The sequence below is a fragment of the Pirellulales bacterium genome (assembly GCA_035546535.1).
Taxonomy (GTDB): domain Bacteria; phylum Planctomycetota; class Planctomycetia; order Pirellulales; family JACPPG01; genus JACPPG01.
This window is the reverse complement of the sequence record DASZWQ010000109.1, coordinates 1-16,607: the sequence shown is the minus strand read 5'-3', so window position 1 is coordinate 16,607 and position 16,607 is coordinate 1. Positions and strand designations below refer to the sequence as shown.

Annotated in this window: 15 protein-coding genes; 11 read left to right on the top strand and 4 right to left on the bottom strand. The window is 62.8% G+C overall.

What is annotated here, in order from left to right; translation table 11 throughout:
- Nucleotides 1-44 precede the first annotated feature (44 nt).
- From VHD36_13505 to VHD36_13495, 3 genes are all read right to left on the bottom strand, one after another.
- A complete protein-coding gene (locus VHD36_13505) occupies nt 45-377 on the bottom strand; it encodes a hypothetical protein (protein HVU88331.1) in 333 nt (110 codons plus the stop codon).
- Nucleotides 374-1,189, bottom strand: a complete 816-nt coding sequence (gene scpB / locus VHD36_13500) for an SMC-Scp complex subunit ScpB (protein HVU88330.1) — start codon at nt 1,187-1,189, stop codon at nt 374-376. Before scpB ends, VHD36_13505 begins: the two co-directional genes overlap by 4 nt.
- 240 nt (nt 1,190-1,429) lie before the next feature.
- Nucleotides 1,430-2,089 carry a hypothetical protein gene (locus VHD36_13495; protein HVU88329.1) on the bottom strand — a complete coding sequence of 220 codons (660 nt, stop codon included), beginning with the start codon at nt 2,087-2,089 and terminating at the stop codon, nt 1,430-1,432.
- 244 nt (nt 2,090-2,333) lie between these two features.
- Here VHD36_13495 and VHD36_13490 point away from each other — a divergent pair, with 244 nt between their 5' ends.
- The 6 genes from VHD36_13490 (at nt 2,334) to VHD36_13465 (ending at nt 10,237) form a co-directional block, all read left to right on the top strand.
- Nucleotides 2,334-3,551 carry a cysteine desulfurase family protein gene (locus VHD36_13490; protein ID HVU88328.1) on the top strand — a complete coding sequence of 406 codons (1,218 nt, stop codon included), beginning with the start codon at nt 2,334-2,336 and terminating at the stop codon, nt 3,549-3,551.
- Between the two features lie 50 nt (nt 3,552-3,601).
- Complete coding sequence (locus tag VHD36_13485) at nt 3,602-4,675, top strand: DnaA/Hda family protein (GenBank protein ID HVU88327.1); 1,074 nt, start codon at nt 3,602-3,604, stop codon at nt 4,673-4,675.
- Between the two features lie 517 nt (nt 4,676-5,192).
- Nucleotides 5,193-6,308: a DNA polymerase III subunit beta gene (gene dnaN / locus VHD36_13480; protein HVU88326.1), complete on the top strand. Its 1,116-nt coding sequence runs from the start codon at nt 5,193-5,195 to the stop codon at nt 6,306-6,308.
- 25 nt (nt 6,309-6,333) lie between these two features.
- A complete protein-coding gene (locus VHD36_13475) occupies nt 6,334-6,639 on the top strand; it encodes a DUF721 domain-containing protein (GenBank protein ID HVU88325.1) in 306 nt (101 codons plus the stop codon).
- 165 nt (nt 6,640-6,804) lie between these two features.
- On the top strand, nt 6,805-9,273 hold the full coding sequence (locus VHD36_13470) for a DNA gyrase subunit B (GenBank protein ID HVU88324.1): 2,469 nt from the start codon (nt 6,805-6,807) through the stop codon (nt 9,271-9,273).
- Nucleotides 9,274-9,454: 181 nt separating this feature from the next.
- Nucleotides 9,455-10,237, top strand: a complete 783-nt coding sequence (locus tag VHD36_13465; protein HVU88323.1) for a hypothetical protein — start codon at nt 9,455-9,457, stop codon at nt 10,235-10,237.
- A 20-nt stretch (nt 10,238-10,257) separates the two neighbouring features.
- On the opposite strand, the gene VHD36_13460 is transcribed toward VHD36_13465, so the two are convergent.
- Nucleotides 10,258-11,181 carry a site-specific DNA-methyltransferase gene (locus VHD36_13460; protein HVU88322.1) on the bottom strand — a complete coding sequence of 308 codons (924 nt, stop codon included), beginning with the start codon at nt 11,179-11,181 and terminating at the stop codon, nt 10,258-10,260.
- Nucleotides 11,182-11,349: 168 nt separating this feature from the next.
- On the opposite strand from VHD36_13460, the gene VHD36_13455 reads away from it, so the two are divergent.
- The 5 genes from VHD36_13455 to VHD36_13435 all read left to right on the top strand — a co-directional run.
- Complete coding sequence (locus VHD36_13455; protein HVU88321.1) at nt 11,350-11,598, top strand: hypothetical protein; 249 nt, start codon at nt 11,350-11,352, stop codon at nt 11,596-11,598.
- Between the two features lie 16 nt (nt 11,599-11,614).
- A complete protein-coding gene (locus VHD36_13450; protein HVU88320.1) occupies nt 11,615-12,883 on the top strand; it encodes a hypothetical protein in 1,269 nt (422 codons plus the stop codon).
- Between the two features lie 143 nt (nt 12,884-13,026).
- Nucleotides 13,027-14,496, top strand: coding sequence for an HD domain-containing phosphohydrolase (locus VHD36_13445; GenBank protein HVU88319.1), 1,470 nt, complete (start codon nt 13,027-13,029; stop codon nt 14,494-14,496).
- Nucleotides 14,497-14,858: 362 nt separating this feature from the next.
- Complete coding sequence (locus VHD36_13440; protein ID HVU88318.1) at nt 14,859-16,055, top strand: DUF6666 family protein; 1,197 nt, start codon at nt 14,859-14,861, stop codon at nt 16,053-16,055.
- A gap of 69 nt (nt 16,056-16,124) precedes the next feature.
- The coding region (locus tag VHD36_13435; protein HVU88317.1) for a hypothetical protein at nt 16,125-16,607 on the top strand (483 nt) is incomplete at its 3' end.

Below are 16,607 nucleotides of genomic sequence, written 5' to 3'. Positions count from 1 at the left end.
TCCCCGCGCATCATGCTCGGCGCTGCCAGACTCATAAGGGCGCGCTACTCGTCCTCGTCCCAGTCCTCGTCTTCTTCATCGTCGTCGTCGTCCTCATCATCGTCGTCCCAGTCGTCGTCCTCTTCGTCCTCGTCCTCGTCCTCGTCCTCTTCCCAATCTTCATCGTCTTCGTCGTCGACTTCTTCCCAGTCGTCGTCGTCATCTAAGTCTTCATCATCGTCGTCGAGGTCTTCATCGTCGTCCTCATCCTCGTCCTCTTCGAATTCGTCTTCGTCCTCATCGGCTTTCTTCTTGGCGGCGCGCACCACACTCGCGCTCGCCGCGGCCGACAACGACAGCCAGTCGGCTTCCCACTCACGCTCCAGAGAAATCGTCACGACTGATGCTCCTCTTTCAGGTCAAGAATGGTTCCGGGTAAATCCTGATCCCGGCGCGGGCCGGAGATGACTTCAGTGTTGGTTGGCAAGCTGGTTGCCGCCGGCCGCAACTCTCGCGCCCGGGGCAAATCATCCAGGTGCCGTAGTCCAAAGATTCGCAAGAACCGTGGAGTGGTACCATACAAAAACGGTCGCCCCAAGTCATGCGATTTGCCGACGATACGCACTAAATCGCGATCCATCAACTGCCGCAGCATCTCGCCGCATTGCACGCCGCGGATCGATTCCACTTCCGCCCGCACCACCGGCTGTCGGTATGCCACCACGGCCAAGGTCTCGATCGCCGGGGCGGAAAGCCTTGTCATGGCGCCTGTCGGGTAGAGCTTTCGCAACCACCCCCCGAATGATGGGCGGGTCATCAACTGCCAACCGCCGGCCACTTCCTCGACGGAAAACGCGGACTGCTCACGCCCGTAACACTCGCTCAGACGCCGCACCAAGGTGCGCGCCTGCGTAGGATCGTCGAGCCCTGCGGCCTGGCACAGTCGCCGCGCGGTCATCGGCTCGTTGGCCACGAGCAGCACGGCCTCGAGCATGGCCAGCACCGGGTCGCGCCGACAACTTCCGGCGCCGGGACGTTCCGTTGACGGGCCGCGGCGCGACGGCAGTACCGGCCGCGGCCGAGCGTCTTGCCAAGCACGCGGCGTGCGCGGCTGATAGCGAAGCGCAACGCTGCGCAACAGCAAGCCAACGGCAGGTCGGGGGAAAGCCATCAAAATCTGGGGGCTGCGCGGGGCAGGTTCTCGCAACATGCTTCCTGTTAGCGCGAAGCGAATACCGCCCGCATGATCCGGAGCTTGTTCCGGCGCGCTACAAATCACGGTAAAGAGGAGACGCGGCCGCGGGCGGACATGGGAACGTAAAGCCCGCCTCGGATGCAACTTCCTCGCGTCGCAGCCGCCAAAATATGCCGAGTGCAGGGCGTCTGGCAAGCCCTTCTCGGCCAGGCCGTTGAATTTCGTAATTCAATGCGGTGGCTGGCACGACGTTCGTTAGGGAACGTTGCTCGCGCGATACTGTTCGACTTGCTCTTGCACCTTGCGCATCGCCCGCAACGGATCGCTGTCGGTGGCGTCGAAGTGCTGAATCTGGCTGGGGTTGGCGGCCACGGAAACCTTGCAGTGGAAGCGGTACATCTGTCCCGCATTGCCCCACGTCTCCAGCAAGTAGTACGTAGCCCCCAGCTCGCGCAAACGATGCTCGATCTGCTGAAAATCCTCGCTGGCGGTGCGCGGATCGCGCGGCGCGGCTTGTCCGGCAGGCACCGGCAGAGGGTTTTGTGATGCGGCGGAAGCAGCCAGCCCGGACGGTTCGGCGCGCGGCGATACTTCGGCCCCAGCCCGATCCGTCGCCGAAGAGATGGCCCCCGGCGCCCAGAGTGACCCGGTATTGTCCATGCGTTGCGCGGGCGACGCTGGCTCAACGCGCAGGGGTGTTTCGGGCGAGGAGGCAAAGATCGGGGCGTCTCCACCCCGGCTGCGCGCGTCATCCGTGGCACGCGCCGTGCCTGTAAAGCTTGGCAAGCCACGTCCTTGCACCAAGGAGTTGAAGGCCTGCGGCAACGACGAGCCAAAGATGGCCGCCAGCGGCACCGCCACCAGACACACCAGCATGACCAGTGCGCGAAGGGTCACGACAGCCGACGATTGCATGGCAGACCGACTTCTCCAGCCGACATTCTTGCATTCCGGGCCGGAAGGGCCGCGCGCAAGACGTCTCTTCCGTGCCCAGGAATGCGTGCTGTTACCGCCGAAAAGCGGGCGGATGATACAACCGCCCGGCCGGCAGGGGCAATGGCAATCGCAGGTGCTATCGCCCCCGGCGGACGCGGACAGCGGGGCCTTGGCTCGTTTGTCGCCAAAGACGCTCGAGATTCCATGCGGCTATAATGGCTGAATGACGCCGGGCACACAGCAAATCTATCTTGACCATAATGCCACTTCGCACCTGCTGCCGCAGGCCGCCGAGGCTATGGCGCGCGTTCACGAAGCGCGCCTCGGTAATCCGGCCAGCCCGCATTGGGCCGGGCGCAAGGCACGGCAAATTCTCGAAGATTCCCGCGATGCGATCGCAGAATTCCTGGGTGCCCGATCCGGCTCGACGGCGGCGGACCGTGTGATTTTCACCAGCGGCGGCACCGAGTCGAACAATCTGGCGCTATGGGGTCTCGCGGGACCCAAACCGGCGCATGCGATCGTGTCGGCCATTGAACATCCGTCACTGGCCGGCCCGGCTGACGAGCTGCGGCATCGCGGCTGGGTCGTGGATCTGCTGCCCGTCTCGGCAACCGGCGTGATCGAGGTCGAGGCCCTGGTCGATTTGCTGCGTCCCGACACGCGGTTGGTCAGCCTGATGCTCGCCAATAACGAAACGGGGGTGGTGCAGCCGGTGGCTCGCGCCGCCGAGATCTGCGCCAGCCGTGGCATTCCCTTGCACACCGACGCGGTACAGGCGGCCGGCAAGCTGCCGATCGACATTGCCGCTCTGGGCGTCGCCGCCTTGAGCGCTAGCGCCCATAAATTCGGCGGTCCAACGGGGGTGGGTTTGCTGTTGGTCCGACATGAGTTCGTACTAAAACCGCTGCACCACGGCGGTTTTCAGCAGGCTGGACTACGACCCGGAACGGAACCGGTCGCGCTGGTGGCCGGCATGCACGCGGCGCTTGCGTGTTGGCAGCGTGAGCGAGAAGCACACGCGGCGCGCCTGGCGTCCCTGCGCGATGAATTCGAAGCCCGTCTGCGCGCCGGCTGGCCCGAGCTGATCGTCAACGGCGGCGCCGCGGCACGGCTACCGCACGTTAGCAACGTCTCATTCCCGGGCCTGGACCGGCAGGCCCTGGTCATGGCCCTCGACCTGGCGGGGGTCAGTTGTTCGACCGGTTCGGCCTGCGCCAGTGGGTCAAGCGAACCCTCGCCGACGCTGGTGGCGATGGGGTGTTCGCGGACCGTTTTCGACAGCGCGCTGCGGTTCAGTTTGGGGGCTACGACCACGGCCGCCGAAATGGCCGAAGCGACGGATCGCATCTTGAAGGTTTGCAACGAGTTGCGGGCAGGAAAATTGGGGCGAAAAATCCCCTTAAGCGGTCGCCGGGAGGGAGCAAATTTGGTACATTGACGGCTTGTTTTAGGCACACCATTTCCAAGCTGGAAACAGGCCTCAAGAACGTGCCCGACCGAGCCCTCGTGACACCGCTGGCAGAAGGAAGTTTCGCGCTGGCGCTGTCAAATCAAACCGGGGCGAACGGAACTGGCTGGTGCAGCCGGTTTCTCGCTGGTCCGGAGAACGCCCTTCTGGTGACCGCTGTTGGGGATCTGTTCACTGCGCCCGCTGATTCCTACAACCCGCTCATCCTGCACGGTCCGACGGGCGTAGGAAAATCACATTTAGCGCACGGCATTGCCGAGCGTTTTGCGCAGGTACATCCGAGCAGCTCGGTCGTATGCGAAACGGGCGCGGACTTCGCGCGGACCTATGCCGAAGCGGTGGAATCGCGCAGCGTGCCTGCCTGGCGCGAGGAGCGCCGTTTTGCGGCCTTGTACGTGCTCGACAACCTGGACGAGCTGTCCGATCGGTCGGCGGCGCAAATCGAATTGCTGCACACGATCGATGCGCTTTTGCAAGGAGGAAACCGTCTGCTCGTTACGGCGCGGCAGCTCCCGGGCCGGATTCCGCACTTGCATCCTGGCGCGGTGAGCCGATTGTCGGCCGGTTTGAGCGTGGCATTACCTCTGCCCGGCCTGGCGGCGCGTGGCATCGCGCTGGCGACGATGGCGCGCGAGCGGCAATTGTCCATCGCTGACGACGCCCTGCGATTGCTGGCAGAACGCGTCGAAGGGACCATGCCGGAATTGGCAGGTTCGCTCGTCGAACTCGCCACGAGCGTCGGCAAGGCGCGTATCGATCGAGAAGCCGTTCAAACGTTGCTGCGTAAACGCGCGCCGGCGCGGCAGGCCACGATACGAGACATCGCGACGCGCACGGCGCGGCATTACGCCTTGCCATTGGGAGATTTACGTGGCCCGTCGCGGCGGCAGAACGTTGCGCTGGCCCGCTCGGTGGCGATGTTCCTCGCCCGGCAAATGACAGACAACACATTGGGCGCGGTCGGAAAGTATTTTGGCGGCCGCGACCATACCACGGTTCTGCACGGCTGCCGCAAGATGGAAGAGTTGATCGCGCGCGACGCGGAGGTGCGTCAGACCGTAAGCGAGTTGCAATCCGCGCTCGCCCGCAACTAGGGATTTTTGCGGTTTTTTGAAACTACGCCCTGTCCGCGGGTGCCACTGGTGGCTGGTCCACCCGTGCAGAAGGGAGAAATTGATGTCGGGGGCACGGGGGCGTGGATAACGCGTCGGCAACTGTCGACAGGATCGAGGGACTCGACGAGCGTCACGAGCAGAGAGGAAACAACGCGTAATTCGTCGACAGGACGAGGCGGACTTGATAACAGCTGTCGACGGCTGTTCGACAGCTTGTACACAGGCTATTCGGCGCATCGCACGATCGTAAACAGATCGCAGTTCGGTCGTTAAGGAATCGTGCCGCGAGTTATCGACGGAATTCGCGGTCGCATTGCTACTACTACTTTCTGAAAAACTACGTAAGAGAAAACCGATCCAACCTCGCACCGCGGTGCAACAGCCAGGACGCGAAGCAACTCGCCAGTTCGGCACGGGCGCGACGACCACAATACCTTGGAAACAGAATTTGTGATAACGGACGAATCGAACGACCCGTCAGGAGCGCGGGAAACCTATGAAGCTGACATGTGATCGCGAAAAGATGTTGAATGCGTTTCAAAGCGCCGCGGCCGTAGCCCCTGCGCGCAGCCCCAAACCGATCCTGCAAAACGTCAAGCTCGATGCCCGCGGCGACGGCGGCGTCGTGCTGGCCACGGACCTGGAAATAGGGATCCGCGTCGAAGTGCCGGGCATCACGGCCGAGGCTCCGGGCAGCGTGGTGCTGCCAATTGGCCGCTTCGGGTCGATTCTGCGCGAAAGTGGCGATGCGACCTTGCGGCTCGAATCCGACGGCAGCGGCGTCGTCGTCCGCGGCGAGCACAGCGAGTTTCGCCTGCCGGCCGAGAATCCGGCCGAGTTTCCCGCGGTGGCGGATTTCAGCGAATCGAAGTACCACGTCGTGCCGGCGCGCGTCCTCTCGCAGATCATCCGTCGCACAACCTTTGCCACCGATAATGAAAGCAGCCGATACGCTTTGGGTGGCGTGCTCGTCGAACTCTCGGCCGACAAGATCACGGCCGTGGGCACCGACGGGCGCCGCCTGGCCATGATGGAGGCGCCGGCGCAAAGCGTCGGCGGCCACGCGACGGGCGACAACATGACCATCGTGCCCGCGCGCAGCATGCACCTGATGGAAAAAATTCTCACCGAGCCGGATGCCGAAATTCAGATCGCGGCGCGTGCCAATGAAATTCTGGTGAAAAGCCCGCGGGCGACGCTCTACTCGCGCTTGGTCGAGGGGCGCTTTCCCAAGTGGCGCGAAGTGTTTCCCAAGCGGCCTGATGCGGTGAAGATCGAGCTGTCGGTCGGCCCGCTCTATTCGGCCGTCCGCCAGGCGATGATCGTGACCAGCGAAGAAAGCCGTGGCGTCGATTTCACCTTCGGCCAGGGAAAGGTAATTCTCGCCGGCCGCGCGCCCGAGGTGGGTCAATCGCGCGTCGAGCTACCGGTCGCGTACGACGGCGCCGCGGTATCGATCAGCCTCGACCCGCGGTTCTTCAACGATTTTCTCAAGGTGCTCGAGCCGGAAGCGACGTTCACGCTCGAGCTGAAAGATGCCGAAAGCGCGGCGGTGTGCCACACCAGCGACGGTTATTCGTACGTGATCATGCCGCTGGCGCGCGACCGCTAGACGATGAAGGAACAAGTGCAATCACGTGTCGAATCGACGACCGCAAAAGATTTCCGACGTGCTGGCCGACTTGATGGCGCAGCGCGGCTATGCGCGCGATCGCTCGTCGGCCGACCTGGCCGAGGCGTGGCAGGAGGCGGCAGGAGAATTGATCGCCCGGCACAGCCGCGTAGGCCTGGTTCGGCAGGGTCGATTGGAGGTCACGGTGGCCCATTCGGCACTGGTCCAAGAGCTAACCTTTCAGAAGGCGGCCATCCTCACGCAGTTGCGCGAGCGGCTGCCGCACGAACACATTGCCGACCTGCGATTTCGGGTTGGCCCAACGGAGTGATACGAGAACGAAACTGGGTCAGCACGATTGACGGCCAAGAGCGCGAGCCGTTTGGCCAGCGCGAGATCGATCGACACGGACCCATTCTCTTAAAGGACGAGTAACAGCCCTATGGCAGACGAACCCGCATCCCCTGCGCCCGGTCCCGACGACGCCGCCGGCGACATGCCGGAATATCGCAAGGTGGAATCCGAATACGGCGCCGATCAGCTCGAGCACTTAAGCGACCTGGAGCACGTGCGCGAGCGGCCCAGCATGTACATCGGCGATACCGGCGCGCGTGGCTTGCACCACCTGGTTTACGAAGTCGTCGACAATTCGATCGACGAGGCCATGGCCGGCCACGCGCATACCGTGAGCGTGACGATCAATATCGATGGGTCGGTCACGGTCGAGGACGATGGCCGCGGCATCCCCGTCGAACAACATCCGGATCTCGGCTTTTCCACGCTGCAGGGCGTGATGACCGTGCTCAAGTTCGGTGGCAAGTTCTCGAAAGGGGCTTATCAAACCTCGGGCGGTTTGCACGGCGTCGGCGTCACGGTCGTCAATTTCCTTTCGGAATGGTGCGAAGTCGAGGTGCGCCGCAAGGGGCACGTCTATCAGCAGGAGTACGAACGCGGCGAGCCGACGACCGAAGTGCGCCGCATCGGCACCACGGACAAGGTCGGCACGAAGACCACGTTCAAGCCCGACCCGCAGATCTTCGGCAACAATAAGTTCGTCTACAACACGCTCTACAAGCGGTTGCAGGAACTGGCGTTCTTGAATCGCGGCGTGCGCATCAACTTCAGCGATCAGCGCACCGGCGAAGGGGATTCGTTCCAGTACAAGCGCGGCATCATCGAGTTCGTTCAGCACTTGAACCGCGCCACCGAGCCCTTGCACGCCGAGGTGGTGTACATCACCGGCGATTACGACGGCATCGGCCTGGAAGTGGCGCTGCAGTACTCCTCGGAATACACCGAGAACGTTCATTCGTACGTCAACAATATCGCCACCACCGAGGGCGGCACGCACCTCTCCGGCTTCCGCACGGCGCTCACGCGCACGCTGAACAACTACGGCAAGAAGGAGAATCTCTTCAAGGACCTCGCGCCGACGGGCGAGGATTTCCGCGAGGGCCTCACGGCCGTGATATCGCTGCGCGTGCCCGAGCCGCAATTCGAAGGGCAAACCAAAACCAAGCTCGGCAACAGCGAAGTGGAAGGGATCGTCAACTCGGCGGTGGGCGATTTCCTCAGCCGCTTCCTGGAAGAGAATCCGAAAACGGCCAAGGTCATCGCCCAGAAGGGTCTGCTCGCGGCCGAGGCGCGCGAAAGCGCCCGCAAGGCGCGCCTCATGGTGCGCGAACGCAAGGGCGCCCTTTCCGGCGGCGGGCTGCCTGGCAAGCTGCGCGACTGCTCGAGCCGCGACGTGGAACGCTGCGAGCTGTACCTGGTCGAAGGTGATTCGGCCGGCGGCAGCGCCGAAGGGGGCCGCCTGCGCGAGTTCCAGGCCATCCTCCCTTTGCGTGGCAAGATCATCAACGCCTTCAAATCGCGCGAAGACAAGGTGCTGGCCAACGAAGAAGTCCGCAGCATCATTTCCGCGATCGGCTCCGGCATCGGCGAGGAAATGAACCTCGGCAAGCGCCGCTACAACAAGATCGTGATCATGACCGACGCCGACGTCGACGGTTCGCATATCCGCACGCTGCTCTTGACCTTCTTCTATCGGCAGATGTATCCGCTCGTGAAAGGCGGGCACGTTTTCGTCGCGCAGCCACCACTGTTCCGCGTGAAGTCGAAGAAGGACACCTACTACGTCCAGACCGACGAAGAGATGCGCGGCCAGCTCTTGGAACTCGGCCTGCAAGACGCCGTCTTCGAGCCGGGCGACGATCGCAAAATCGAAGGCGCCGAGATGAAGAAACTTTCGCAGACCTTGGCCACGCTCGAAGAATCGCTCGTGGCGCTCGAGCGCCGCGGCATCAGCCTGCGGCAGCACGCCGTACGACAGGATCCGGTCTCGGGCCGGCTGCCGGTCTATCACGTGTATCTGGGCGCGCACGAGCATTGGTTTACCACACGCGAGGAGCTCGACAAGTTCGTGGCCGATAAAGAGGCCGCCGGCGGCAAAGAGCTGACGGTCACGGACCGCCCCGGCGGCAAGCCCGCCGCGCCGCATGCCGATGCCGAGCACACCAACGGCGACGCCTCGCACCGGCTGCACATCGTCGAACTGCACGAGGTCCGCTCGATCAACAAGGCGCTTGCCGACCTGGCCGCAATGGGCTTCGACATCCAATCGCTCATTCCGCAGGAGCGCACCGGCACCGAAGAGCCGCGCTACATCCTGCGGCGCGGCGAAAGTGAAATCGGCATCGAGGATCTGCGCAGCCTGCTCTCGGCCATCCGCTCGGCCGGCGAACGCGGCCTGGCCATCACCCGCTTCAAGGGCTTGGGCGAAATGAACGCCGAAGAGCTGCGCGACACCACGCTCAACCCCGAGAACCGCACGCTTTTGCAAGTGCGGATGGAAGACGTCTCGGGCGCGGACGAGCTGTTCCGCGTCTTGATGGGAGACAAAGTCGAACCCCGCCGCGAGTTCATCGAGAAACACGCGTTGGAAGTGCGGAATCTGGATGTGTAGTTGGACGACGGCAGGAGCGCGAACGATACTGGAAGGACGTTGGACAAACGCGCTGCGAGAGATGTTTTGCCGGGATAATGTGCGGTGATCGACAATGTCCGAACTCTCCGCAAATTCGATTCCTCCAGCCGGCTCTGTACGCACGTTCGAAGAGCGACTGGCTGAAAACTCGAGGTGGGCCTTGTCCGAAGGAAGCCTTTTCTTTTCCGGCGAAGGCGCCGTGCAGGGGGCGTTGCAGCGCATCGGGCGGCGGTTGAACGAGCTGGGAATTCCCTATGCAGTCGCCGGTGGAATGGCACTTTTTCAACATGGGTACCGCCGCTTCACAGAAGACGTCGATATCCTCGTCACGCGCGAGGGTCTGAAGGCGATTCATACTGCGCTCGACGGGCGGGGTTACGTACGCCCCTTCGAAAAAAGCAAGAACTTGCGCGACGCCGAGTCGGGCGTAAAGATCGAGTTCTTGCTGGCGGGCGATTATCCCGGAGACGGCAAGCCCAAGGACGTGCGCTTTCCCGACCCCTGTGCTGTTGCAATCGATCGCGACGGGATCAAGTACGTCAACCTGCCGACCCTCGTGGAATTGAAGCTGGCTTCCGGCATGACCGGCGCCGATCGCATGAAAGATCTGGCCGACGTCCAGGAATTGATCAAACTTCTGCAACTTCCGAGCGGGTTCGAAGCGGACCTGAGTGACTCGGTGCGCGGCCAGTACCGCGAGTTGTGGCGCTCCGTTCACGCGCTGGCGCGTCGGTATGTCAAGCTATGGCGTCCGGACCTTATGCCGGCTGACGACGCCGAGCGTCAACTCGCCGCGATGCAGGCCGACGGCATCACGGTGGACGACAACCGCCATGATTCTGCAGGGCGCCGACTGTCGTATCTCGTGACGACGGATCCCGAAGCCGCAAGGAAGTACGGCCTGCAAGACGAATCCGAGTACTGGGCCGACGAAGACGATTGACAGTTGTAGTCAGTCCCGCCTCACACCCGCTCGCGCGTCCGCGTCTTCTTCGGCTGCTGAACGCGCTTTTTGGCCGCGCCATTTTTCGGCGTCGCCGGCGCGCTCATTGTCGGCTCGGGTGCGCCATCCAGCGCGTCGCCCACGGCGATTCCGTCCAATCGGGCGCGGCCGCGGGTGACGTATTCGGCCGACAGATCGATGCCCATGTGCCGCCGGCCGAGCTTCTTGGCCACGGCCACGGTCGTGGCACTGCCGCTGAACGGGTCGAGGACGATCTCGCCTTCATGCGAGCAAAGCCGGATGATCCGCCCCAAGAGTTGCTCGGGCATCTGGCAGCCGTGAAATCCGGCTCGCTCTTTGAACGTGCCCGCCACGCGCGGGACGTACCAGGTGTCTTCGCCGGTGGTGAAGCATTCGGCCAGATCTTGCGGTCGCAAGACCCAGGTATCGTCGGGCAGCCGGCCGTTGGGATTGGCGCGCTTGTCGGCGTACACCAGTTGCCGCGCCGAAGGGACGCGATTCTCTAGTTCCTCGGCCCGGAAGGTGAATCGCGCCGGATCCTTCACGAAGTAGAACAAGTGCGCGTGCGAGCGGCTGAACTTGTTCGTGCAATTCACGCCGAACGTGTAATACCAGATCACCCAGCTACGGCAGGTGAAGCCGATTTCCTGGCTGGCGATTTTCAACTCGGCGGCGTACTCGTCACCGATGGCCAGCCAAAACGTGCCGTCCGGCTTCAGCACGCGATGCACGGCGCTGATCCACTTGCGCGACCACGCGAGATAGTCGTCGCGCTCTTTGCGGTCCTCGTAGACGTCGTACTCGTAGCCGATGTTGAACGGCGGATCGGCGAACACCAGGTCGACCGCGCCGGCCGGCAGCGACTGCATCCGCTCGATGCAATCTCCTTGCACAACGTCGTTGATTCCGTGGATCTTCGCCACGATTGCTCCTCCTGGCACGAGATTCCTGTGCTCTGGCGCTCAGCTTCGGCCGCGCGTCCAGCCTAGCGCCAGGCGGCACGTGGCGCTAGTGAACATTCGATCATAGCGCCTGCCCGCGAAAGCCGCAAGTGCGCCGATTCTCGCAACTCAAACCCTTACACTGTCTGCATGGACGAACCAGATTCAGAGGTGGAAGTACGGCTGACGCATGATGAAGCACTCGTGCTATTCGAGCTGCTTTCGCGCTACTCCAATTGCGACGTCCTCGAGGTCAAAGACCCCGCTGAACAGATCGCACTTTGGAACCTTTGCTGCATGCTCGAAAAAGTACTCGTCGAGCCTTGGCAGGGAGACTACCAAGCGCTGCTTGACCATGCACGAGCCAGAATGGTTGAAGGGCGGAATGACCCCGAATAAAAGAGGTGGGATCGCGATGCGAAGTTCGGCCGCGCTATATGCCGTCGCACTGTCCGTAACGACTTTCGCCTGCGTAGGTACGCGCGCAGCCGAGCCCACCCCTTCCGTGCCGCATCAAAAGCGCGTCGCCGCGATTGTCACCGAGTATCGCCACAATTCGCACGCCGACGTGATCGTCAGCCGGCTGTTGCAGACCGACACGCTGGATGGCAAAGGGCGCGAGTCGCCACTTGAGCTTGTGTCGCTGTACACCGATCAGCGCCCGGCGAACGACATTAGCCGACTGTTGGCCGCGTCGCACCGTTTTCGCGTGAGCGAGACGATCGAAGACGCCCTCACGCTTGGGACCGGAGAATTGGCGGTCGACGGCGTGTTGCTGGTTGCCGAGCACGGTCAGTATCCCAAGTCGAAAACCGGCAACACGCAATATCCGAAGCGCCGCTTCTGGGACGAGACGATCCGCGTCTTTCGTCGTAGCGGTCGGGTTGTTCCCGTCTTTATCGACAAGCACCTGGCCGATAATTGGGACGATGCCAAGGCGATTTACGATTCCGCCCGCGAGATGCACGTGCCGCTGATGGCCGGTTCATCGCTGCCAGGCTCGTGGCGCAAGCCGCCGGCCGACGTGGCCCGCGGTGCGAAGCTGACCGAAATCGTGTCGATCACATACGGCTCGTCCGACGCGTACGCATTTCATGCGATGGAGTTCACGCAGGCGTTGGCCGAGCAGCGCGGCGGTGGCGAGACAGGTGTCAAGGCCGTGCGCGCCCTGGCCGGCGATGCTGTCTGGCGGGCGGCCGAACAAAAGACATTCGATCCGGCGCTGTTCGAAGCCGCCTGGCAGCATATTCCCAATCCACGCACCGAGGGGCGCGCGCTTCGCGACGTGGTGCCCGAGCCCAAGTTATTCACGCTCGAGTACAACGATGGTCTGAAAGCGCATTTGCTGGAATTGAATGGCGCGGTCAGCGCCTTCGCGGGCGCCTGGCGTTACGCGGATGACGACCGCGTCGAATCGTGCGAGTTCTGGACGCAGGAGGGACGACCCGCGGCGCATTTTGGACTGTTGCTGGGCGGCATCGAGCAGATGATGCTTACGGGCCGCCCCACCTGGAACGTCGAGCGCACATTGCTGGTCTCGGGCGCGCTCGATGCGCTTTTGGCCTCGCTGACCGAAGAGAGCCGGCGGATCGAGACCCCTTATCTCGATGTGAAGTATCAACCGATCTGGCGCTGGCACGCGCCTGCACCTCCTCCGCCGATGCGTCCGTGGGCCGATCAATAGGCGGCACGGAGTGTTTCGCCAGTTTGCGCGGGTGTGTCGATTTTGCTGCTGGCACGGCCGTAAAACTCGTCGCCGAAACGATTAGTGACCTATGTTTTCCGAAGGCAACTCGCACGGTTGTCCTACTTCGGAGAACGCGCCGCATGCCCCACGCCTGCAGTTGTACGGCCGCACTTGGACCAGCGTGTAGTCAGCCCGACGGCGCCGGCCGTCTGATCGTGGGAAGCGAGATCCGCTTTTCCGAGATCATATCGGCCTTGTCGGTGGCGCTCGACGTCACGCAGGGCAACCCGCAAGGCCACTGCATGCGTTCGGCCCTCGTCAGCATGCGGCTGGCCGAAGAGTTACAACTAGGGTCGTCGGATCGATCGGCTCTCTTCTACGCCGTATTGCTCAAGGATGTTGGCTGTTCCAGCAACGCCGCGAAGATCTCTTACCTGTTCGGCGCGGACGACCATCAGGTCAAGAATTCGATCCGCCTGACGAACTGGACGAGTGCCGGCGAGAATCTGAAAAACTGCTGGCGGCAGTGTGCTCCGGAAGGTTCGACACTCGACAAGCTGCTGCAGATGGCGGCGCTCGTGCGCAGCGGCATCAAAGGGGCGAAGAAACTTTCGCAAACCCGCTGCGAGCGCGGCGCATCGATTGCCCGCATGCTGCGCTTGCCCGAGTCCACGGCCCGCGCGATTCTCGACCTCGACGAGCACTGGGACGGCCGTGGGCATCCGTGGGGGCGGCGCGGGGAAGAGATTTCCCTGTTGGGGCGTGTCTGTTGCCTGGCACAAACGGTCGAGCTGTTCTTTACCACGTACGGTTTAGCTGCGGCCATCGAGGTGGCGCGCGAGCGGAGCGGCACCTGGTTCGATCCCGAGCTGGTCGACATCGTGGAATCGCTGAGCACCGACACGTCCTTCTGGGCGCGGCTCACTTGCACGGACTTGCCAGCCGAGCTTAGCCGATGGGAGCCCGAGGATAAGCCGCTGTTGGCCGACGAGGCGTGCCTGGACCGCGTGGCCGAGGCGTTTGCCAACGTGGTCGATGCCAAGAGCCCCTGGACGTATCAGCACTCGATCCGCGTGGCGGATATCACGGTCGGCATCGCGCGGCAGTTCTCTTGTGGCACGGATTTGCTGCGCGACATGCGCCGCGCGGCGCTCTTGCACGATATCGGCAAGCTGGGCGTGTCGAACCTGATTCTCGACAAGCCCGGCAAGCCCGACGACGACGAGCTTGCGCAGATTCGCCGGCATCCCGATTACTCGCAACAGATTTTGCAGAAGGTCGACGCCTTTAGCGCACTGGCCGAAGTGGCCGGCGCGCATCACGAGCGTTTGGATGGCCAGGGCTATCACCGGCAATTGCCCGAAGAAGTGTTGCCGTGGGCGACGCGCGTGCTGACCGTGGCCGACGTGTGCGAGGCGCTGACGGCGCGTCGCCCTTACCGGCGGGCACTCTCCTGGTCGCAAGCACGAGAGATCATGTTCGCCGATGCTGGCGCTGGCTTCGACCACGATTGCTTGCACGCTCTTGGGAATTGGTACGACGAAGTCGAGATGCAGTCGCGCGTCGACGAGCAACTGCAGGCGGTCGAGCGGCTCGTGGCCGAGCTCTAGCGGTCGCAGCGCGCGACTGCCCAGCCGCAGGGCGAGTCACCAGCCGCGAGAAGTCCTGCTGGGTAAAATGTGCCGACAGGGTCGGTTGTTCGCATCGCGAAGCTTGCGACCTGGAGTGCGCAAAAATTGGCTCGTGCCGCCTGTGCCGGTCGAAGAGAACCGTCAGGCGCGCCACGGATGCGGCGCGTCTTACCTGCCCCTGGGCGATGTGTGCGGCAGGGACGCAATCGCCTTGAACCGATTTTGAAGCGCGCGGCTTCCCGTGCGCGCAAGGCCCGGCCATCGCTGGCGGGCTCAATCTGCGCGCTCGCGCGGCCTTCGCGCATGACAAAGCCGCCGAACCACTGCAGGGAGGCAGGTGGGTGCGCTACAGTCTCCGTCCGGGTATCGTAGCCCTGGCATTTTTCGTCGGACTGGCGAGTCTGCGCTCTGCCGCCGCACAAACGCCAGCCTGCATCCGCTTGCCCGCCCCGGTGGGCGTCTCTTCGCGTGCGCAATTCTCGTCGGTGGCCGACATCATCGGCCGCGATTCGAACATGGCGGCGTCCGGCCAGCCTGCGATCGCGACGGTGTCGAGCGCGCAGGCGAATGAGCCGCAACTGCCCGAACTCATCGATACGCCCCCCGTCGAACTTGGGCCGCGCGGCGACCGTGCGCGTGGTCACGATCATGCACAGGCGCTCCCGGCCATGTGCGATGCCTGCCCGAATTACGTTTTCAACGGCTTTGTCAGCTACGACTCGTTCAAAGGAGTGGCCGACGGCGGCTGGCAGAATAATGGCGTTGTCGCCGGGTTCAACCTCGGTACCCGGCTGGGCGTGCTCAGCGACCTGACGGGTATCGGCTTTCAAATCGGCGCGAGCATCGGCGTCTTCGATTGGTCAGGCGCCGATTATCGTCCCTTCACGCCCGATTCGGCGCAAACGCAAGGCTTCTTCACCTTCGGAATGTTTCGCCGCGCGGTCGAGGGCTCGCGATGGACCGGAGCGTACGTGCAAGACACGATGTACAACAACAATTTCGGCATCTTCGGCCAGAACCCGATGCTGATCCAGATGCGCGGCCAGCTCGGCTACTGCACAAGCGCCTGGAACGAGTTCGGCATCTGGGGCACGATGCGCGGCTTTGGCCAAACGTTGATCGTGCCCACCATCGGCCCCGTGCGCTGGCAGCCGGTGCAGCAATTGAACGTCTACTGGCATCACAAATGGTTCATGGGCGGACCCGATACCTGGTTCTGGGTGGGCCGGCCCGAACAGTCGCGCATCACGCGGGACGGCAGCTTGGGCGATTACCTGGCCGGCGCGGCGGCCACGGCGCCGTTGAGCGATCGCGTCTCGATCTTTGCGCTGGCGACTTACATGCATCCCTCGGCCGCGCCCGGGCCCGACGCTTCGATCGACGAAGCATGGAACTTTACGATCGGCCTGGCTTTCTATCCGAAGCCGAACGCCCGCTCGACCACCGTGGCCGGCCGCTGCTGGGCACCGCTCTTGCCCGTGGCCAATAACGGCTATTTCCTGACAGACACGAACTTCAGCAAGTTCGGGCCGACGTAGGCGCCTTGCTGGCCCTTCAGCATTTACAATGCGGTCGAGGCGTGAGAGTTTCACACGAGGGCCACGTATATGTCCACCGTCGGAAGATTAACAGAAGATGTCGAACTCATCGAGCAACAGAAAGTGTATTTGGAACTGGCAAAACTCTCCCTAAAGAGCTTTCAGCATCGCCGCGAATACGAATGGAAGGTTGCATTCGGACTTTGGACCGCCATCGGACTCTTCACGTATTTCATCGTGAAAGAAGGCGCGTATATCGACCGCGGGTGGCTGGCATGCGGCTATGTTTTTTCGGGGTTTGTCTGGTTCATTTGCTGGCAGCTACCGATGCGCCGCGGGTTCGACTTGGACCAGGAGTTCAAGCACTACTACATGGCCCTCGCAGCCGGCGAAAAGCGTGACAAACCAGATCTTAGTTCGGCTTTCGCAGTTTTTGCTAGCGTTGACAGCTTCTTGAGAAATAGGACGAGCCCCGTTCACGATGCAGATAGGTTCTCACGCCAATCGCATCGCCAAGGAGGCTCGCCATGTGTCTTGTTACTTCGTTCGTCG